Below are 21,471 nucleotides of genomic sequence, written 5' to 3' on the forward strand. Positions count from 1 at the left end.
GAGAAAGAAAAAGAAAACATGCTTTTTTTATAATTGTTTCGCCGAAACTTTATGTACTTCCTCTTTTTTTTGTAATTTTGCGCTTTTTAAGTCTCACGTGTAGACAGATAGATACACAAATGTGTACATCGCACCAAACAAAACAATAATATTAAAAACAGTATAGCTGTGGGAGAAACAAAGTATATTTTCGTCACCGGTGGCGTTGCCTCATCTTTAGGTAAAGGTATCATCGCCTCATCCATTGGTAAATTGCTACAAGCAAGAGGTTACAAAGTAACCATTCAAAAGTTTGACCCGTATATCAATATTGACCCGGGTACTTTAAACCCCTACGAACACGGAGAATGTTATGTGACTGTAGACGGACACGAAGCTGACCTTGACTTAGGCCACTACGAACGTTTTCTTGGCATCCAGACTACAAAAGCCAATAACATTACAACCGGACGCATCTATAAAAGCGTTATCGATAAAGAACGCCGTGGTGATTATTTAGGTAAGACCATTCAAGTCATTCCTCATATCACGGACGAAATCAAACGAAACGTAAAGTTGCTGGGTAACAAATATAAATTCGATTTTGTAATTACAGAAATCGGCGGTACGGTGGGTGATATCGAATCCTTGCCATATCTGGAAAGTATCCGTCAGTTGAAGTGGGAACTGGGACGTGATGCATTGTGTGTACACCTTACATATGTGCCTTACCTCACAGCCGCTGGTGAATTGAAAACCAAACCGACACAACACTCCGTAAAGGAATTGCAGAGTGCAGGTATCCAACCGGATATATTGGTTTTGCGCACGGAACACGAATTGAGTAGCAACGTACGCAAGAAAGTTGCTTTGTTCTGTAATGTAGATGAAAACGCAGTAGTACAGAGCATCGATGCTCCTACCATCTACGAAGTTCCCATCCTGATGCAGGCTCAGAAACTGGATGAAACAATATTGAAGAAAATGGGATTGCCCGTAGGCGACACACCGGGACTGGGTCCGTGGCGTGCTTTTCTTGAACGTCGTCATAAAGCGGAAAATACAGAACCGCTGCACATCGCACTAGTTGGCAAATATGATTTGCAGGATGCATACAAATCCATCCGTGAAGCCCTGTCACAAGCCGGTACGTACAATGACTGTAAGGTATCTGTAGACTTCGTGAACAGTGAAAAGCTCACGGAAGAAAATGTAGCGGAAGCATTGAAAGGCATGGCAGGTATATTGATTGGCCCGGGATTCGGCGAACGTGGTGTTGCCGGTAAGTTCGTAGCTATCAAATATGCACGCACGCATGATATTCCGACTTTCGGTATCTGCCTGGGAATGCAATGCATTGCTATCGAATTTGCACGCAACGTACTGGGATATACTGATGCTGACTCACGCGAAATGAATGAGAAAACTCCGCATAATGTGATTGACATCATGGAAGAGCAGAAATCCATCACCAATATGGGTGGAACGATGCGTCTGGGAGCTTACGAATGTATTTTGCAGAAAGGCAGCAAGGCATACGAGGCATACGGAACAGAACACATCCAGGAACGCCACCGCCATCGCTATGAATTCAATAACCAGTATAAAACGGAGTATGAAGCAGCCGGCATGAAATGTGTAGGTATCAACCCAGAATCGGACTTGGTGGAAATCGTAGAAATACCGAAACTGAAGTGGTTTGTCGGAACTCAATTCCATCCGGAATACAGCAGTACGGTATTGAATCCCCATCCGTTGTTCGTGGCTTTCATTAAAGCATCTATCGAAAGTTTCGAGGAAAAGGAAAAAGCAAAGAAATAAGATTATTTCAATAATTATAAAATTGTAAACTAGAAATTATTCATGGATAAAAACACCATTACAGGTCTTGTTTTAATAGCAATTTTGTTAGTCGGCTTCAGTTTTCTGAGTCGCCCCAGCAAAGAGCAATTGGAAGCACAGCAGCGTTATTATGATTCCATTGCGCTGGTACAGCAACGTGAAGAAGCACTGAAAGCCAAAGCGGATGCAGCATTGGCAAATGAAAAAGATGTGGAAACAGTGGATTCTACTTCACTCTTCTTCAATGCTCTCCAAGGAACAGATTCGCTGATTACTATTCAGAACGACGTGGCTGAGTTGACCCTCAGCACCAAAGGCGGTTCCATATTCTCCGCTGTATTGAAAGAGTATATGGAGCAAGACAAGAAGACTCCTGTAACCTTATTCACCGGAAACGATGTTTCCATGAATTTCCTTTTCTATAATAAAAAGGAAACAATACAGACTAAGGATTATTACTTCACCACTGTGAACCGTACGGACAGCACCGTAACAATGCGTTTGTCAGCTGACAGTGCAAGTTATATAGACTTCAAGTATGCATTGCATCCCAACACTTACCTAGTGGACTTCAGCATCGAAGCTAAAGGTATGACAGACAAGTTGGCAGCAAGTAATAACTATGTAGACATCGAATGGGCACAACGCGCCCGTCAGATTGAAAAGGGTTATGTATACGAGAACCGTCTGTCTGAACTGACTTACAAGTTCATGGGTGATGGCACAGATTATTTATCAGCCAATAAAGATGATGAAAAAGAAGTGCCGGAACGTCTGGACTGGATTGCTTTCAAGAATCAGTTCTTCTCTTCAGTATTTATTGCAGACACTGACTTTGAAAAAACGAAGTTAGTATCTAAAATGGAGAGAGAAGGCAGCGGATACATCAAGGACTACTCTGCTGAAATGAGTACGAGCTTTGACCCGACAGGCAAACAGCCTACACAGATGTTCTTTTATTTCGGTCCGAACCATTACAAGACACTGACCGCACTGGATAAGGGACGCTCGGAAAAGTGGGAACTGAACCGTCTGGTTTATTTAGGTTGGCCGTTGATCCGCTGGATTAACAAATGGTTTACCATTAATATCTTTGACTGGTTGTCCGGTTGGGGTCTGAGCATGGGTATCGTATTGTTACTGATGACATTAATTGTAAAAGCAGTCGTATTCCCCGCTACCTGGAAAACATATATTTCTTCTGCCAAGATGCGTGTGTTGAAACCGAAAATAGACGAGATCAACAAGAAGTATCCCAAGCAGGAAGATGCAATGAAGAAACAGCAGGAAATGATGGGAATGTACAGCCAGTATGGTGTGAGTCCGATGGGTGGTTGTTTACCAATGTTGGTGCAATTCCCCGTTCTGATTGCGCTGTTCATGTTCGTGCCGAGTGCTATCGAATTGCGTCAACAGAGCTTCTTATGGGCTGATGACCTTTCAACGTATGATGCTTTCATCAACTTCCCGTTCAATATCCCGTTTCTGGGCAGTCACCTCAGTTTGTTCTGCTTACTGATGACCCTTGTGAATATTCTGAACTCCAAGTTTATGATGCAGCAACAAGATACCGGAGCAAACCCGCAGATGGCAGCGATGAAGTGGATGACCTATCTCATGCCGATTATGATGTTGTTTATCTTGAACAGCTATCCTTCAGGTTTGAACTATTACTACTTCATATCGACATTGATTAGTGTAGTGACTACTCTCATTCTGCGCAAAACAACGAATGAAGAGAAGCTTCTTGCCCAATTGGAAGCCCGAAAGAAAGATCCGAAGAAAGCTAAGAAAACCGGCTTTGCCGCCCGCCTGGAGGCAATGCAGAAACAACAGGAACAGTTGTTGAAAGAGAGACAGAATAAAAAGTAAGTCTCCGCTTTTCATCACTTGATAATAAAAGCCGGGCAATTGATGTAATTGTCCGGCTTTCTTTCTCTTATAACGACTATAACTATAATTTAAATGAAAACTAAATACACCAACAAACAGATTTGGATGATAGCCTATCCGATCCTCATCAGCCTGCTGATGGAGCAAATGATAGGTATGACGGATACAGCTTTCCTGGGACGGGTAGGCGAAGTAGAACTGGGAGCATCAGCCATTGCAGGTGTCTTCTATATGGTAATATTCATGGTTGCTTTCGGTTTTAGTATCGGAGCACAGATACTTATCGCACGACGCAATGGAGAACAGCAATACAAGGAAATCGGAAACCTATTCTATCAGGGCATATACTTCCAGATAGGATTAGCTGCAGTTATGTTCATCCTTTCCTACTGCTTTTCTCCCTTGATTCTGAAACGTATCGTAGCATCGGATCATATCTACGAAGCAGCCACCAGTTATTTGAATTGGCGCGTATTCGGAGCTTTTTTCTCATTCAGTGGAGTCATGTTCCGCGCCTTTTTCCTAGGTACAACGCAGACCAAGACGCTGACGCTGAACTCTGTAGTAATGGTATTGAGCAACGTAGTATTCAACTATATACTAATCTTCGGTAAATTCGGTTTTCCGGCCCTCGGTATTGCCGGTGCTGCTATCGGTTCGTCACTTGCCGAACTGGTTTCGCTGGTATTCTTCATCCTCTATACCCGTTCTCGCATTGACTGCAAGAAGTATGGACTGGATCGTATTCCAAAGTTCTGCATGGAAGTATTGAAGCGTATGCTGAACGTCTCTTTCTGGACAATGATACAGAATTTTTTCTCATTATCCACCTGGTTCCTGTTCTTCCTCTACGTGGAGCATCTGGGCGAACGCTCACTGGCTGTTACGAATATCATCCGTAATGTATCCGGCATATTGTTCATGGTACTCATGGCATTTGCTTCTACATGCGGTTCACTGGTCAGCAACCTGATTGGTGCGGGTGAGAAAGATTGCGTGGCGGGAACCATCCGACAACACATACGCCTCGGCTACATGTTTGTATTGCCGCTGGCACTGTTGTTCTCTCTATTCCCTAAGTTGATACTGGGCATTTACACAGATATGCCGGATTTGCAGGATGCGGCAGTCCATTCACTCTGGGTGATGTGTTCCACATATCTGTTCCTTGTGCCTGCCAACGTTTATTTCCAGGCAGTATCGGGAACCGGAAACACACGCACGGCACTGGTAATGGAGTTGATAACTCTGGTCATCTACGTAGCCTATATCAGCTACATCATCCTCTATTTGAGATTGGATGTAGCTCTTTGCTGGACATCTGAAATGGTTTATTCCACATTTATTTTAATACTCTGCTGGAATTACATTAAACGCGGACGATGGCAAGAAAAACGCATATAATTTGTATATTTGTCGCAAAATAACTGTAACGAACAACCTATATGAAACAAGTAAACTTATTGCTTATGTCAGCAGCTATGACATTGGCTGCCTGCGGCGGGACAAAAGACGCAGGGCAAGCCGGAGCACCGCTCATCGAGCGGTCGGACATCCAGATTGAAGGCAAGCGCATGACTCCCGAAGCTCTCTGGGCCATGGGCCGTATCAGCGGCGTAGCCGTATCTCCCGATGAAAAGCAGATTGCTTACACGGTAGCTTACTACAGTGTGCCGGAGAACAAGAGTAACCGTGAAGTCTTTGTAATGAACACAGATGGAACAGGTAACCAACAAATCACCCGTACCCCTTGGCAGGAGAACGAAGTGAACTGGATTAAAGGCGGCACTAAACTGGCGTTCCTTTCCAATGAAGGTGGCAGCAGCCAGTTGTGGGAAATGAATCCGGACGGTAGCGGACGCAAGCAGTTGACGCAATATGATGGTGACATCGAAGGTTATTCTTTCTCCCCCGACGGTAAGAAGTTACTTTTCATTGCACAAGTGAAAACCAAACAAAGTACCGCGGATAAATATCCCGATCTGCCTAAAGCAACCGGTATCATCGTTACCGACCTGATGTACAAACACTGGGATGAATGGGTAATCGGTGCTCCACATCCTTTTGTAGCCGATTTTGATGGAAACAGCATCAGTAATATAAAAGATATACTGGAAGGAGAACCTTATGAAAGCCCGATGAGACCTTGGGGTGGCATTGAGCAACTGGCATGGAGTCCTGCCGGAGACAAGGTGGCATATACTTGCCGTAAAAAGACCGGTCTGGCTTATGCTATCTCCACCAACTCGGATATTTACATCTATGATCTTGCAACTAAGAAGACAGACAATATCACCGAAGAAAACAAAGGTTACGACACGAATCCTCAATACTCTCCCGATGGTAAATACATTGCCTGGCAGAGCATGGAACGTGACGGTTATGAAGCAGACTTAAACCGCCTCTTCATTATGAATCTGGAAACAGGTGAGAAACGTTTCGTCAGCAAAGAATTTGAATCGAATGTAGATGGTTTCTTATGGAATAAGGACTCAAAGAGCATTTATTTCATTGGTGTCTGGCATGGTGAAACGCAGATTTATAATGTAGACCTTGCTGCCAATGATAAGGTTACACAGTTGACAGACGGCATGTATGACTATGCTTCCCTTGCCTTTGCAGGAGATAAAGTAATCGCTTTACGCCATTCTATGAGCATGGGCGATGAAATCTATGCCGTATCTGCTACCCGCAACGGTGATGCTTTTGCCGAGGTAAAGCAACTGACCTTCGAAAACAAGCAGATTTACGACCAATTGGAAATGGGTAAAGTTGAAGCTCGCTGGATGAAGACTACAGACGGCAAACAGATGCTGACATGGGTAATCTATCCGCCACAGTTTAACCCGAATAAGAAATACCCTACCCTCCTATTCTGTGAAGGTGGTCCGCAAAGCCCCGTAAGTCAGTTCTGGAGCTATCGTTGGAACTTCCAGATTATGGCTGCCAACGATTATATCATCGTAGCTCCCAACCGCCGCGGTCTTCCGGGCTTCGGAGTAGAATGGAATGAGGCTATCAGTGGTGATTACGGTGGGCAGTGTATGAAGGATTATTTCACAGCTATCGACGAGATGGCTAAAGAACCGTTTGTAGACAAAGACCGTCTCGGTTGTGTAGGCGCCAGCTTCGGCGGCTTCTCCGTTTACTGGCTTGCCGGACATCATGACAAGCGCTTCAAAGCATTCATCGCACATGATGGCATCTTCAATATGGAAATGCAATATCTGGAAACTGAAGAAAAATGGTTTGCCAACTGGGATATGGGCGGCGCATACTGGGAAAAACAGAATCCGGTGGCTCAACGTACATTCGCCAACTCTCCACACCAGTTTGTAGACAAATGGGATACGCCTATCCTTTGTATTCATGGCGAAAAGGACTACCGCATTCTTGCCAACCAGGCAATGGCTGCTTTTGATGCCGCCGTAATGCGTGATGTTCCTGCCGAACTGCTGATCTATCCGGATGAAAATCACTGGGTATTGAAACCTCAGAATGGTATCCTCTGGCAGCGCACATTCTTCGAATGGCTGGACAAATGGTTGAAATAAAAAACAGACGATTGAAGGCTCCTGAAACAGACCATCTGTTAGGGCTAAACAGACCGTCTATTCGCATTGAATAGATGGTCTGTTTTTTATCTCTGTATCAAGCCCTGTAAATCAAGGCATAAGCGTTGTTTCACCTCTTCCATCGGCACCTCCCGTTTCAGCTCCTGCTGAAGCGAAGTGACTCCCTTATCTATAAATCCACAAGGATGGATATAACTGAAATAGCGTAAATCCGTATTTACATTCAGTGCCAGCCCGTGCATGGTGACGAAGTGGCTGCTACGCACACCAATGGCACATATCTTACGGGCACGTGGCGTATCCCCTTCCAGCCACACACCTGTTGCTTTCTCCAATCTTCCGGCAGTGATGCCATAAGAGGCGCACACACGGATGACTGCTTCTTCCAGCAAGTGCACATACTCCTTCAGTCCAAGAGAAAATTCTTCAAGGTTCAGGATAGGATAACACACCAACTGCCCCGGTCCGTGATAGGTAATATCTCCGCCACGGTCAATATGATAGAGCATAGCTCCTATCTTCTGAAGTTGTTCCTCACTCAACAACATATTCCCTTCTTTACCACTACGGCCTAAAGTATAAACATGCGGATGTTCACACAAAATAATGTGATTTTCATACTCCTCCCCCGCCTGCTTGGCGCGAACAAGAGCATCAAACCACTCCGTCTGCCGGGTCCATGCATCAGCATACGGGATGATATTCCAATCAATGACATTCAGTTTCATGCCGACAAAGTTAAGATTTTAGGGATAAAATCGTATATTTGCCGACAGCAAAATGAAAAAAGATGAAACATAACTTCCCACAAGTAGATTTGCCGGTCGAAATGCTGGCATGGAGAGATGTTACAGAAGATATTCTGAATCTCTATCGCCAGTCGTGTCGATTGAAGGCTTGCATTTTCGCATTATGCACCGAAGGAACTATCAAGGCATCCATCAATCTGATGGAATATGAAATCAAAAAAAATGATTTGATTATCCTAATGCCGGGCACCATCATACAACTCAATGAACAAAAAGAAAAAGTGCGGCTTTGTTTTGTGGGTTTCTCCGCTCACTGTGTCAACGGCATCAATCTGCTACAAGCTACTATGGGTTCATTCTCCAAAATATGGGACAATCCGATTGTCAATGTGAGCGATACCGTAGCCTCTTATTTTGTAGACTACTTCGCATTACTGACCCGGATATCCATCGCTCACCCCACCAGTACAGCAATGGCACAAAGCGTACTTCACAGCATTTTGCTGGGAATTAATACCCTCTATGCCCGTCGTCCACAAAACATTCTTGCCAAAAGCCGCAAGGAGGAGATTTGCCATAAATTCGTGCAACTGGTTATTGAAAACTATATGACGGAACGGCGTGCCCAATTCTACGCCGACAAACTGGGAATCTCCCTGCAGCACCTCAGCACCACCGTAAAACAAGTGACTGGAAGGAATGTGCTTGATATCATTTCACATGTAGTCATCATCGACGTCAAGGCACGGTTGAAATCTACAGATATGACTATCCAGGAGATAGCCTATTCACTGAACTTCCCCAGTGCCTCTTTCTTTGGAAAGTACTTCAAGAGGCACATGGGGATGAGTCCGTTGGAATATAGAAACTCTTAATTCAATTAGTATCTCAGTCGAAGGCTATTCAATACCACCGATACACTGGAGAACGCCATAGCGGCACTTGCCAGCATAGGGTTCAGCAACAACCCGTTGATGGGATAAAGCAGTCCTGCTGCAATAGGAATGCCTATCAGGTTATAGATAAATGCCCAAAACAGATTCTGATGAATCAAACGTACAGTTTGTCGGGAGAGGTTGAATGCTTTCGGCAATAGTAACAGGTCCGAAGTCATGAGGGTTACCATCGCTACATCCATAGCAATATCAGTTCCTTTACCCATGGCAATGCTGACATCAGCACAAGCCAAAGCCTGTGAGTCATTGATTCCATCGCCTACCATCGCCACCGTCTTTCCCTGAAGCTGGAGCTGACGGACAAACTCTTCCTTATCATCCGGCATAGCATCAGAAATGTATTGGATATTGCCCAAGCGTGCGGCAACAGAAGACGCAGTGCGTTCTCCGTCTCCCGTCAGCATATATACATCGATACCCTGAGTACGAAGTTCGCGGACAGCCTCGACGGATGTAGCTTTTATCTGGTCCTTGATAGCTACAATGGCAAGCAGCTCATTCTTACGTCCGAAATAAATGATACTGCAACTATCCGATTCATACTGTGCCAGCATCTCTCCCAATACATCAGTAAGAGCGGCATGATAATCTTTCAATAGTTTATGACTACCAGCCCAATACTCAGTACCCTGATAAGAAACTTTAATCCCTTTTCCGGTAATACTTTCAAAGCTGTCCAAAGCTGCCGGTTCGATATGCTCCTGTTCTTGCAGGGCAGTCACAATAGCAACTGCTAACGGATGTTCGGATTTAAGTTCGGCAGCCAGAAGAACATCTTTATAGTGCTCCTCCTGCGGCTGTGCCCAGAGCCATCCGGTAACAGTGGGATGCCCTTCAGTCAATGTACCGGTCTTATCCAGCACTACCACATTTACCTTTCGCATCTGTTCCAGCGCCACAGCATCTTTTATCAGGATATGATGATCGGCAGCTTTACCAATACCCACCATCAAAGCTGTAGGCGTGGCCAACCCCAATGCACAGGGACAAGCAATCACCAATACGGAAACCGCCGATAACATGGCATGGGAAAGCATATCTACACCACCGAAGAACATCCAGATGAAGAATGTCAGTACGGACAAGCCCAATACAACAGGAACAAAGATACCTGTCACCTTATCCACGATACGTTGTACGGGAGCTTTACTGCCCTGTGCTTCTTGCACCATACGGATGATACGTGCCAGCACCGTTTCACTACCCACTTTCTCGGCGCGAATAATGAATGAACCTTTCTGATTGATGGTTCCAGCCAATACGTGCGAACCGGTCTTCTTTTCTACCGGGATAGGTTCACCGCTGATCATACTTTCATCGACATAAGAATCTCCTTCAGTTAAAAAGCCGTCAACGGGAATTTGTTCACCGGGACGTACGCTGACCAAGTCGCCAATTCTCAGCTGTTCCAAAGGAATATCCTCTTCCTTACCGTTGCGCACCACACGGGCTATCTTGGGCTGTAATCCCATCAGCTTGCGGATGGCGGTAGAGGTGTTACCTTTAGCACGCTCTTCCATCAGCTTACCAGTCAGTACGAAAGCGATAATAACCACAGCAGCTTCATAATAAACATGAGGCTCCAAGCCACGGCTATACCAGAAATCGGGGAAGAAGGTATTAAAAACACTGAACAAAAAAGCAATGGATGTACTCAGTGCAACCAAGGTATCCATATTACTGCGTCCCAAACGAGCCTGTTTCCAGGCACCGGTATAGAACGGTGTACCGAACAACACCAGTACTGGAATAGCCAATACCATCTGTATTTCGTTGGAATAAGGTACATGCATAAAGACCATGGAAAGCAACAGCAGAGGAATAGCAAATAGCCACGCTCCTATCACCCGCCCTTTCAGGCGACGGTAACGCTTCTGTTGTTCTTCCTCCTGGCGCTCTTCGACATGATCTTCTTCAATAATGAGGTCATAGCCCGCAGCCAGTACGGCAGCACGAATTTCTCCGGGTGTCAGCTTATCCATCTCATAGGAGACAGACAGTGTATTGGAAGCGAAGTTGACCGAAGCATCCGTAATGCCCACCAACTTGCGAACAGTCTTTTCTACGTTATTGGCGCATCCCGCACAATGCATGTTCAGTACGGGAAACGTCTGTTTCTTTAAATTAGCCATATATATTGTTTTTATGATTTATCAAAATTAGCTGATAATTGTACAAGAATGGGAGGAATGATAATATAACAGGCTGAAAGGCTTATATGCCTATTGCAAATTATCATTCAGCCCATACTCATGCAGTAAATAACAATCTCTACAGGCCGATTGTTCGACTACTTCTTATCCTCTTGCTTCGTCTCCTTAACGAACTCAACTTCGTAGTTGAACTTCTTGAAACCAGCTTTCAATTTGTCTACATTTGTCTTTTCAGCATCGTAGGTAATAGACACAGTTTTTGTTTTCAAGTCTGTAGAGAATTCTTTTACCCCTTTCTCAAATTTAATGTTGTTTTTCACCTTCCGTTCACAGTTTTCGCAATGCATCTGTGAAACTTTAAAAACAGCGGTACGGATATCTTTTGCCATCACTGCTGTTACACTCAATAAAGCTACTACGAGAGCAGCCATCATTCTTCTTGTTTTCATAAATATCTCCTTAGTTATTGGTTAATATTATTTAAGTTACGAGCTACAAGCTACTAGTTTCTTGCCAGATTAAACCTCAACCCGATATATGCCTTAGCACCATGCATCGGTCCCCACACCATGGTAGCATCGAAGTTCTCTCCCCATGGATTAGAGGCATCGATTATCGGATTCTTCTGCTTAAAGTTAGTCAGGTTTTCACCACCAACATAAATAGACCAGCGACGGAAATAACGCGTTACCTGGGCACTAAGTTGCTGGAAGCTGCCATAACGACGTTCCCACGAAAGACTGCCGTCAGCGAGTTCGTAAGGATCGGGCATCCTTCCACCCCCATTCAATTGTAGGGTAGCATCAAACTGCCATAGTCCCAGAGGTGTCTGATAGGAAGCTGTCAATAAACCCTTATACTTTCCGGTAAGTGGTTTCTCCATTAGTTTACCATCGTAGGTGGTCTTCGCGTCTGTCAGACGGTAGGCTGCCGTAAGGTTGAAACCTTTGAAAAACGGATAACTTGCCTCTACCTGGAACACATGTGAATAAGAACGTCCATCCAGATTATAAAAGGCCACTTCATGCGGATTGCTATCCATATCCACAACCACCTGTTTCAGAAAATCCGTATAGTAATACTCGGCATTCACATTCAACGTCTTACCAAAAACAGGAATGTAAGCAGACACACTTGCTCCGTAATTCCACGCTTCCTCCTGATCCAGATGAGGGGCAATCTTCATTTTACGGCTGCTTGCCAGGAGATAGTTATTCTCCGCCAATACATGATTGGTACGGTATCCTTTACCGGCAGACAAACGAAAATGCAGATACTCATTCGGATTATACTTGACGTGTGCACGCGGTGTAACAAAGAAACCATATTCACTGCTGTAATCTCCCCGAATACCACCCATCAACATCAACTGATCATTCAGATTGAATGTATACTGGACATACGCTCCCGGAACAGACTCCTTCACTAATTTCTTCGTCAATCCGTCTTCTACCTGGTTTGTCAGCCGGTAATGCTGATCGAAACCATCATAATTGAAACTCAATCCCGTGGATAGACTATGCTGTTTGCTGAACTCCGTTTCAAAAAGCAACGAAGCATAGAAATTGCTTTGGTCCACATCATACAGTTTACGTCCGTAAGTGGCATCCTGATTATGCAAGGTTCCCTGCAGAATCAAAGCAAGATTCGTATTCTTTTCTTTATCGAAAATATAAGCATTCTTGGTGAAGGCTTCGTAACGGTTTGTCTGGATGCCTATTTCGTATAGGTCATGAGTAGGTGTCTGTCCATGAGCAGTCTGACCACTGTTACGGGTTTCATGCAAAGCCTTTATACCTGCCTGAAATACATAATGATCGCCCATATACGCCCATCGGTTCCAGAAGTTATACTGCTCCACACGCGGAATATCCACAAAACCATCATCATTGGAGTCGTGAGATTTCGTCTCATTTTCATAATGCGCCAGCAAAGAAGTACTCCAGCGCTTCGAAAGCTTCACCGTAGCATCCGCATTAGCTTCATACCGGTTTGTGCTGCTGGCAAAAAGATTTGCCGACACCCAATCCGCTTCCGGCAACTGAGGCTTCTTGAACTCCACATTAATTTGTCCGGTTATAGACTCATAGCCATTCTTCACGGATGAACTTCCTTTACTGACCTGTATACTCTGCATCCATGGTCCTGGTACATATCCTAATCCATAAGGAGCGGCTGCTCCACGGAAATTCGGAATATTCTCAGTCATCATCTGTACATAGGTGCCGGAGAGCCCCAATAGTTTAATCTGTTTGGCTCCCGTAGCAGCATCCGAATAGCTTACATCGACAGAAGGGTTTGTCACAAAACTCTCGCCCAGGTTACAGCAGGCTGCACGTGTCAGTTCGGCACTGCTGATCATATCTTCGTTCATCACACTGGAGCGCAACTTCATGGTACCCATTTTACGGGTTACAATGTTCACTTCACCTAATTCCACTCCTTCACGAAGCACAATCTCAAGTTGCTGATTGCCCTTATCCACATGTACCGTATCATTTTCAAATCCGATAAAGCTAACTACAAGCAGATGGCTGCGGGCAGGTTTATGAATAGAGAAGTTACCGTCTTCATTAGTGGTCGCTCCTTCGGTTGTATTTATCCAGAAAACATTTGCACCCGGAATAGGTTCTCCGGCAGTGTCTTTTACAACACCCGTCACTTGCGCCTGCAAGTTCAAGGTTATGGAGAGAAAAAGAAAAATATATAAAAATCTCATTATTCTTAAAATTCTATTAGTTCTTGCAATCATTTTAAATGACCTGCACTGTATTTGCTTCTTATCCGGTCCGTACTTGTTCCGTGTCTATACGCTTGGACTTGGTACGGACTTGGTATGGACTTGATACGGACTTGGTATAGTTAGGGCACAGTGCCTACCCTATTTGAAAGAAATGAAAATCTCTCAAACTTACAGGAGCGGATTCACTCCGTAATAAGGGAATTCTAAATGATGAGAACAGAATAAAGAGCCAAATACCGCCTTGAGCTGTCAGGATGCGGAGGTACATTATAAGCTACCTCCTCCAATTCACCTGTAGGCAAGGAGTATTGGAAATCCGGTAATGCTTCACAGAAAAGTTGAATAACCGGTACAGTTATAACAGGACTTTCGCACGAATACTTCACAAGATTTACCTTATAAAAGGTAGCCGTACAGCCTTCATCCTTACAAGATTTCTCCGGATTATGATAAGATTTGTGACATTTAGCACAACCATTGGTGCAGCATGCCTGCTCTGTGGCACAACGTGCACAACAATAGTGGACAATAGAAACTCCGGCCCCTGCATACACAACCGTCAGGGACAATAATATTGCCAATATGTAGCGAAGTCTCTTCATATCTGAAACAAAGATAGGCAGATAAAAGCATTTATGCCTATTATTTTTTCATTTTTTATATGTTCTATTCGTTTATATGTCCTATATTTGTCGATAGCGAACTGAAACCAGAATGTTGAATTTAACGAAGAAAGTCCAAATGAAAAAGCAATATGTCAGCCTACTTGTCATTCTACTTGCGGCAAGTGGCTTTTTATTTTCTTGTGGTAACACCATGAACAAAAACGCAGGTGCGTTGGAGTTCGACAGTATACAGGTAAACGAGACTGCACACCTGTTCGGAGATACTGCAAAGCCCGGATGTAACATTACCATCAACTTTGCCTATGCCAGTAAATCATCCGACGAGAAACTGAAAGACAGTCTCAACACCTATTTCCTCTCTGCCTGCTTCGGCGACAAGTACATGACGATGACACCCGAAGAGGCTGTAAAAGCTTATAAAGAAACCTATATCCAGGATTATCTGAAAGATCTGGAACCCATGTACGCCAAAGATGAAGCGGAAAAAGAAGATTCAGCATCCATAAGTGCCTGGTACTCCTATTATAAAGGTGTAGAAGGCCATGTACAATATTACAAAAAGAATCTGCTGGTTTACCGCATCGATTACAACGAGTTTACCGGAGGCGCCCATGGCATTTATATGTCCACTTTCCTCAATATGGACTTGCGTACTTTGAGTCCGATACGTCTGGAGGATATTTTTGTAGGAGAATATCAGGAAGCACTCACTGACTTGCTATGGAACCAACTCATGGCAGATAACAAGGCCACTACACGCCAGGAAGTAGAAGAAATGGGATATACAAGCACTGGAGACCTGGAACCAACCGAGAACTTCTACCTGAGCGAAAAAGGAATCACTTTCTATTATAATATTTATGAAATCGCTCCCTATGTGATGGGACCGGTAGAAATCACTCTGCCTTATGAAATCATGTCGCATTTACTGAGCGATGAAAAAGGGGTGTTAATTATGAATTCTTAATTATCAAATATTAATTCTATGCAGATTCATAATTCCGGCTCGCAATTAATAATTAATAGTTTATATTTTATATTTAAATAAACATGGAAATCATTCTAAAGTACTTCCCGGACCTCACAGAGACGCAGAAGCAGCAATTCGCGTCCCTCTATGACCTCTATACGGACTGGAATGCTAAAATAAACGTCATATCACGCAAAGACATCGAGAATCTGTACGAACATCATGTACTCCATTCACTGGGTATAGCCAAGGTTACACGCTTCGTACCCGGTACCCATATCATGGATCTGGGAACAGGAGGAGGCTTTCCCGGTATTCCTCTTGCCATCTTATTTCCCGAAGTGAAATTCCACCTTGTAGACAGTATTGGAAAGAAAGTGCGCGTAGCAACGGAGGTAGCCAACAGTATCGGACTAAAAAATGTCACTTTCCGCCATGCCCGAGCTGAGGAGGAAAAGCAGTTATTCGATTTCGTTGTAAGTCGTGCTGTAATGCCGCTTGCCGATCTACTGAAAATCATTCGTAAGAATATCACTCCCAAACAACAGAATGCTTTGCCCAACGGACTGATCTGTCTAAAAGGCGGCGAGCTGGCCAATGAGACTATGCCTTTCAAGAACAAGACTGTGATGTACGATCTGAAAGATTATTTTGAGGAGGAATTCTTTGAAACGAAAAAAGTGGTTTATGTAGCGCCTTAATCACAGAAATAATGACTAACATATACCTATCATGAAAATAAAAAGGTTTGAATTTAATATGTTCCCCGTGAACTGTTACGTTCTGTGGGACGACACCCTTGAAGCTACCGTGATAGACCCCGGTTGCTATTATGAGGAGGAAAAACAAGCGTTGAAGAACTTCATTATCAAGAACAGTTTGAACGTAAAACATCTCCTCAACACACACCTGCATCTGGATCATATCTTTGGAAATGCTTTCATGGTTAAAGAATTCGGTCTGCAAGTAGAAGCTAATAAGGCCGATGAATTCTGGATTGATGAAGCTCCGAAACAAAGCCGTATGTTTGGCTTTCACTGGAACGAACTGCCTGCACCAATAGGGCACTATTTACATGATGGAGACATCATCAGTTTTGGAAATACAACACTGGAGGCTATTCACGTACCGGGACACTCACCGGGAAGCCTTGTTTATTACTGCGCTGCAGATCACTGCATGTTCTCCGGAGATGTACTCTTCCAAGGTAGCATCGGTCGTGCCGACCTCACCGGCGGCAACTTCGACGAACTGAAAGAACATATTTGCAGCCGCCTGTTCGTATTGCCCAATGAGACAATAGTCTATCCAGGACATGGTGCTCCGACTACTATCGGCATTGAAAAGGCAGAAAATCCATTCTTCAGATAAACTTAAAAAAACAGATACTACCATGAAAAGCGACCTATTAGCTTGCCGCCACATCGGCATTAGCGAGAAAGATGAAGAGAAAATGCTCCGGAAAATTGGAGTCGGCAGTTTGGATGAGTTGATAGATAAAACCATTCCTGCCAACATTCGGCTGAAAGAGCCATTAGCACTCCCCGAACCCATGACAGAATATGAGTTCGGCCAACACATCACCCGATTAGCGTGCAAAAACAAACTTTACACTACGTATATCGGCCTCGGCTGGTATAATACCATCACCCCCGCCGTTATCCAACGGAATGTATTTGAGAATCCCGTATGGTATACCTCCTATACTCCCTACCAGACAGAAGTTTCACAGGGACGCCTCGAAGCGTTGATGAACTTCCAGACAACAGTCTGCGACCTAACAGGTATGCCTCTTGCCAACTGTTCCCTGCTGGATGAAGCAACAGCTGCGGCCGAAGCCGTCAGTATGATGTATGCCCTGCGTCCGCGCGATATGCAGAAATCCGGTGCAAACGTTGTGTTTGTGGACGAAAAGATTTTTCCACAAATATTGGCAGTAATGACCACACGCACCATCCCGCAAGGTATCCAGATACGCACAGGTAAATATTCCGAGATGGAAATGACGCCGGACATTTTTGCCTGCATACTGCAATATCCCAATGCAAGTGGAAATGTGGAAGATTACCGCACCTTTGTAGAAAAAGCTCACGCTGCCAACTGCAAAGTGGCTGTAGCCGCCGATATTTTGAGTCTTGCCCTGCTCACACCTCCGGGAGAATGGGGAGCTGACATTGTATTCGGTACTACGCAGCGTCTCGGCACACCAATGTTCTACGGTGGACCGTCTGCCGGTTATTTTGCTACACGTGACGAGTACAAGCGTAACATTCCGGGACGTATCATTGGCTGGTCAAAAGACAAATACGGAAAGTTGTGTTATCGTATGGCCTTGCAAACCCGTGAGCAACATATCAAACGTGAAAAAGCCACTTCAAATATCTGTACCGCACAAGCGTTGCTGGCAACGATGGCAGGTTTCTATGCCGTATATCATGGACCGGAAGGCATTCGCACTATCGCCGAACGCATTCACAGCATTGCGGCATATCTTGAAAAGAACATCAACAAGCTGGGATACAAACAAGTGAACGAGCAATACTTCGACACCCTACGTTTTGCATTGCCTGATACTGTATCTGCACAACAGATACGTACCATTGCCTTGAGTAAAGAAGTTAACTTGCGCTATTTCCACAATGGAGATGTAGGTATGAGTATCGATGAAACAACAGATGTATCTGCTGCCAACATCCTGCTCTCCATTTTTGCCATTGCCGCCGGTAAGGATTGGACAAAAGCAGAAGATATTCCCGTAAACAGTACTATCAGCAAGGCTCTGAAACGTCAGAGTTCTTATCTGACCCATGAAGTGTTCAATAAATATCACACAGAAACGGAAATGATGCGTTATATCAAACGCCTCGATCGCAAGGATATTTCCCTTGCCCACTCCATGATTTCCCTGGGTTCCTGCACCATGAAGCTGAACGCTGCGGCGGAAATGCTGCCCCTCAGTCGTCCGGAATTCATGTGCATGCATCCGCTTGTTCCCGAGGACCAGGCAGAGGGCTACCGTGAATTGATAAACAATCTCAGTGAAGAATTGAAAGTCATCACAGGCTTTGCAGGCGTCAGTCTGCAACCGAATTCCGGTGCGGCAGGTGAATATACAGGGCTTCGCGTTATCCGCGCTTATCTGGAAAACATCGGTCAGGGGCACCGCAATAAAATATTGATTCCCGCTTCAGCCCATGGCACCAATCCGGCATCTGCCATCCAAGCCGGTTTTACTACTGTGACTTGTGCTTGCGACGCACAGGGTAATGTGGACATGGATGATCTTCGTGCCAAGGCGGAAGAAAACAAAGACGACCTTGCCGCACTGATGATTACCTATCCTTCTACTCACGGTATTTTTGAAACAGAAATCGTAGAAATCTGCCGCATCATCCATGAATGCGGAGCACAGGTATATATGGACGGCGCCAACATGAATGCGCAAGTAGGTCTGACAAATCCCGGCTTCATTGGCGCCGACGTTTGCCACCTGAACCTGCACAAGACATTTGCTTCGCCTCATGGTGGCGGCGGTCCGGGCGCAGGTCCTATCTGCGTTGCAGAACATCTCGTCCCATTCTTGCCAGGACATCCGCTGTTCGGCAATCCTGCCAATACTGTATCTGCCGCCCCATTCGGTAGCGCCGGTATTTTGCCTATCACTTACGGATATATCCGTATGATGGGTACGGAAGGATTGACACGTGCTACCAAAATCGCTATTCTCAGCGCTAATTATCTGGCAGCCTGTCTGAAAGATACGTATGGCATCGTATATCGTGGCGCTACGGGTTTCGTAGGCCATGAGATGATATTGGAATGCCGTAAGGTTCACGAAGAAACAGGTATCAGCGAGAATGACATTGCCAAACGATTGATGGATTATGGGTATCATGCTCCTACCCTCTCCTTCCCTGTTCACGGTACACTGATGATAGAGCCTACGGAAAGCGAAAGCCTCAGCGAGCTGGATAATTTCATTAATGTAATGTTAAACATCTGGGAAGAAATTCAGGAAGTGAAAGAAGGCAAAGCAGATAAGGAAGACAATGTTCTGATAAACGCTCCGCACCCCGAATATGAAGTGGTTGCCAACAACTGGGAACACAGCTATACTCGGGAAAAGGCGGTTTATCCGATAGAAAGTGTACGCGAAAACAAATTCTGGATAAACGTAGCGCGTGTGGATAACACGCTGGGCGACCGTAAGCTGTTGCCGACGTGCTACGGATGCTTTGAATAAACTCTCTTGGTGTATGCGGACGAATAAATATTCGTCCGCATATATATAATGATGTTGCTCCTAACGATTCATTGCTGAAATACGAACTACTTGCCATTCGTGCCCACCTTCATCAAATAAATGACAGTCTGCAAAAAGTGGGAAACGGCATCATCATGGCTTATGGCCGACAGTCGAACCTATATCTTGCTCTCAATATGTACGACCGGGCATTGGAACTGGAACCGTCTGGCTTGCCGTTACTCCATTCAGAAGGACAGTTTCGAAAAGCACACCTTACAATAGGGAGATGGCGAAAATATAAAATAGCAAATCTTTGCTTTCTGCCCCAAAAGGCATACCTTTGCGGAAGTGTCACGAGTACTAACCGAAGAAATGAGCATCACCCGGAAAAAGAAACAAAACGGACTTTTCTACACAAAAGCCGAAGAGAGAATAAATACCCTCTCGCACGCCGCAGGCATCCTGATGGGAGTTGTTGTCGGCACGATATTTCTCGTAAAAAGCTATCAGAGTGGAAACTTCTGGGCTGTATTCGGCATCTGGCTCTACCTCTTCGGCATGCTCGGCTCTTACGTTGCCTCTACTCTCTACCATGCGCTGAAATACCATAATCCCTGGAAAAAGCGGTTGCGGAATTGGGACCATGCGGCTATCTACTGGCATATTGCGGGCAGTTATTCACCCGTCACACTCATTGCACTGCGGAGCGAAGGCGCTTGGGGATGGGGACTATTCGGTTTTGTCTGGTTGTGCGCTATCATCGGCACTATCGCGAGTTTCCGCAAAATGGAAGAACATAGCAATGTGGAAACAATCTGTTTCATCGTTATGGGGCTGTCCGTACTGGTTGCCTTCAAACCTCTATATGCCGTTGCCGCAGGAACGTGCTACTGGATGATCGGTGAGGGCATTTGCTACATCACCGGAGCGGTGTTCTACTCTTTCCGGCAACGTTATATGCATTCTATATTTCATTTCTTCGTATTGGGAGGATCAATATGCCACATGATGGCGGTGTGGTTGATTTTATAAAAACGGACAGTCAAAAAGAACAAGCTAACAGACATAATCAAACGTTACGGCATAATAGGATGCCTGTACAAAACAATCTTTAAAGTCGTGAGAATGCTGGGTATTACTTACATTAAGTACTTAGCATACTTCAAAGAGCTTCCCGAAACCATAGATACCGACACATTAGTACAGTATCACAAAATGACAATGGATGACTTCAGAAAGCAAATGAAATTCGATGGGAAGTGGTTTAATAATCGCAAGTTGAAACAAATTGAAAGGTTTATTGACCAACCGGGATATTCATACTACGGAATCTACGATGGCGATAACCTGATATGTTATGGCGCAATCTCAACAAATCACGACAACTTCATAAACAGAAAGATGGATCCGAATACAGCTTATCTGTTTGACGACTATACCAACCCCTATCATAGGGGAGAAGGATTACATCGGAAAATAATCGCCATAAGAGAGTATGAAGCACGGAAACAAGGTAAATCCGTCACTTTTGCCTATGTACAATCCTCAAACCGCGCCTCGGCGAAAGGCTTCAAACGTTGCGGATATGTAGCCAGAATAAAACTTATATATAAACAAATTGGGAAAAACAGACCTTTTAAAAGGAAATTCATTGAATTGTAAAAGTTACAATAGTCGGCATACCACTACGACAAGACTTCGCTGACTGCTAAAATATATTAATTAATCTCTCCCTTCCT

Annotated in this window: 17 protein-coding genes; 12 read left to right on the top strand and 5 right to left on the bottom strand. The window is 44.6% G+C overall.

The genetic code is table 11. The annotated features are described in order from the left end of the window. Window positions 1-168: 168 nt before the first annotated feature. The 4 genes from BACINT_RS11790 to BACINT_RS11805 all read left to right on the top strand — a co-directional run bounded on the left by BACINT_RS11790 (window position 169) and on the right by BACINT_RS11805 (window position 7,268). The gene (locus BACINT_RS11790) at window positions 169-1,800 is read left to right on the top strand and encodes a CTP synthase (protein ID WP_007663259.1); all 1,632 of its coding nucleotides are present in this window, start codon (window positions 169-171) and stop codon (window positions 1,798-1,800) included. A 42-nt stretch (window positions 1,801-1,842) separates the two neighbouring features. Then, complete coding sequence (gene yidC, locus BACINT_RS11795) at window positions 1,843-3,693, top strand: membrane protein insertase YidC (RefSeq protein ID WP_007663265.1); 1,851 nt, start codon at window positions 1,843-1,845, stop codon at window positions 3,691-3,693. Window positions 3,694-3,786: 93 nt separating this feature from the next. Then, window positions 3,787-5,118, top strand: coding sequence for an MATE family efflux transporter (locus BACINT_RS11800; protein ID WP_007663272.1), 1,332 nt, complete (start codon window positions 3,787-3,789; stop codon window positions 5,116-5,118). A gap of 41 nt (window positions 5,119-5,159) precedes the next feature. After that, window positions 5,160-7,268, top strand: coding sequence for a S9 family peptidase (locus BACINT_RS11805; RefSeq protein ID WP_007663286.1), 2,109 nt, complete (start codon window positions 5,160-5,162; stop codon window positions 7,266-7,268). Between the two features lie 86 nt (window positions 7,269-7,354). On the opposite strand, the gene lipB is transcribed toward BACINT_RS11805, so the two are convergent. Further along, the gene (lipB, locus tag BACINT_RS11810; protein WP_007663295.1) at window positions 7,355-8,017 is read right to left on the bottom strand and encodes a lipoyl(octanoyl) transferase LipB; all 663 of its coding nucleotides are present in this window, start codon (window positions 8,015-8,017) and stop codon (window positions 7,355-7,357) included. A gap of 62 nt (window positions 8,018-8,079) precedes the next feature. Here lipB and BACINT_RS11815 point away from each other — a divergent pair, with 62 nt between their 5' ends. After that, entirely contained in the window at window positions 8,080-8,913 is an 834-nt protein-coding gene (locus BACINT_RS11815) for a helix-turn-helix domain-containing protein (RefSeq protein ID WP_007663298.1), read from the top strand. Window positions 8,914-8,918: 5 nt separating this feature from the next. On the opposite strand, the gene BACINT_RS11820 is transcribed toward BACINT_RS11815, so the two are convergent. From BACINT_RS11820 to BACINT_RS11835, 4 genes are all read right to left on the bottom strand, one after another. Beyond that, complete coding sequence (locus tag BACINT_RS11820) at window positions 8,919-11,126, bottom strand: heavy metal translocating P-type ATPase (RefSeq protein ID WP_007663302.1); 2,208 nt, start codon at window positions 11,124-11,126, stop codon at window positions 8,919-8,921. Window positions 11,127-11,284: 158 nt separating this feature from the next. Next, on the bottom strand, window positions 11,285-11,596 hold the full coding sequence (locus tag BACINT_RS11825) for a heavy-metal-associated domain-containing protein (RefSeq protein ID WP_007663305.1): 312 nt from the start codon (window positions 11,594-11,596) through the stop codon (window positions 11,285-11,287). Window positions 11,597-11,649: 53 nt separating this feature from the next. Beyond that, window positions 11,650-13,866: a TonB-dependent receptor gene (locus tag BACINT_RS11830; RefSeq protein ID WP_021967636.1), complete on the bottom strand. Its 2,217-nt coding sequence runs from the start codon at window positions 13,864-13,866 to the stop codon at window positions 11,650-11,652. 227 nt (window positions 13,867-14,093) lie between these two features. Then, window positions 14,094-14,492, bottom strand: a complete 399-nt coding sequence (locus tag BACINT_RS11835; RefSeq protein WP_021967635.1) for a thioredoxin domain-containing protein — start codon at window positions 14,490-14,492, stop codon at window positions 14,094-14,096. A gap of 139 nt (window positions 14,493-14,631) precedes the next feature. On the opposite strand from BACINT_RS11835, the gene BACINT_RS11840 reads away from it, so the two are divergent. The 7 genes from BACINT_RS11840 to BACINT_RS11865 all read left to right on the top strand — a co-directional run bounded on the left by BACINT_RS11840 (window position 14,632) and on the right by BACINT_RS11865 (window position 21,394). Continuing rightward, a complete protein-coding gene (locus BACINT_RS11840; protein WP_021967634.1) occupies window positions 14,632-15,483 on the top strand; it encodes a DUF3298 and DUF4163 domain-containing protein in 852 nt (283 codons plus the stop codon). 83 nt (window positions 15,484-15,566) lie between these two features. Next, window positions 15,567-16,187, top strand: a complete 621-nt coding sequence (rsmG, locus tag BACINT_RS11845) for a 16S rRNA (guanine(527)-N(7))-methyltransferase RsmG (protein ID WP_007663315.1) — start codon at window positions 15,567-15,569, stop codon at window positions 16,185-16,187. A gap of 31 nt (window positions 16,188-16,218) precedes the next feature. Further along, window positions 16,219-16,857 (top strand): MBL fold metallo-hydrolase, encoded by a 639-nt coding sequence (locus tag BACINT_RS11850; RefSeq protein WP_007663318.1) that lies wholly within the window; start codon window positions 16,219-16,221, stop codon window positions 16,855-16,857. Between the two features lie 22 nt (window positions 16,858-16,879). Beyond that, on the top strand, window positions 16,880-19,729 hold the full coding sequence (gene gcvP / locus BACINT_RS11855) for an aminomethyl-transferring glycine dehydrogenase (protein WP_007663320.1): 2,850 nt from the start codon (window positions 16,880-16,882) through the stop codon (window positions 19,727-19,729). Window positions 19,730-19,849: 120 nt separating this feature from the next. Next, window positions 19,850-20,014, top strand: coding sequence for a hypothetical protein (locus BACINT_RS24200; protein ID WP_157448656.1), 165 nt, complete (start codon window positions 19,850-19,852; stop codon window positions 20,012-20,014). 90 nt (window positions 20,015-20,104) lie between these two features. Beyond that, entirely contained in the window at window positions 20,105-20,764 is a 660-nt protein-coding gene (gene trhA, locus BACINT_RS11860) for a PAQR family membrane homeostasis protein TrhA (RefSeq protein ID WP_007663321.1), read from the top strand. A 93-nt stretch (window positions 20,765-20,857) separates the two neighbouring features. Beyond that, on the top strand, window positions 20,858-21,394 hold the full coding sequence (locus BACINT_RS11865) for a GNAT family N-acetyltransferase (protein WP_007663323.1): 537 nt from the start codon (window positions 20,858-20,860) through the stop codon (window positions 21,392-21,394). The last annotated feature ends 77 nt before the right edge of the window (window positions 21,395-21,471 follow it).

Origin of the sequence: Bacteroides intestinalis DSM 17393 (assembly GCF_000172175.1) — a bacterium.
GTDB classification, from domain to species: domain Bacteria; phylum Bacteroidota; class Bacteroidia; order Bacteroidales; family Bacteroidaceae; genus Bacteroides; species Bacteroides intestinalis.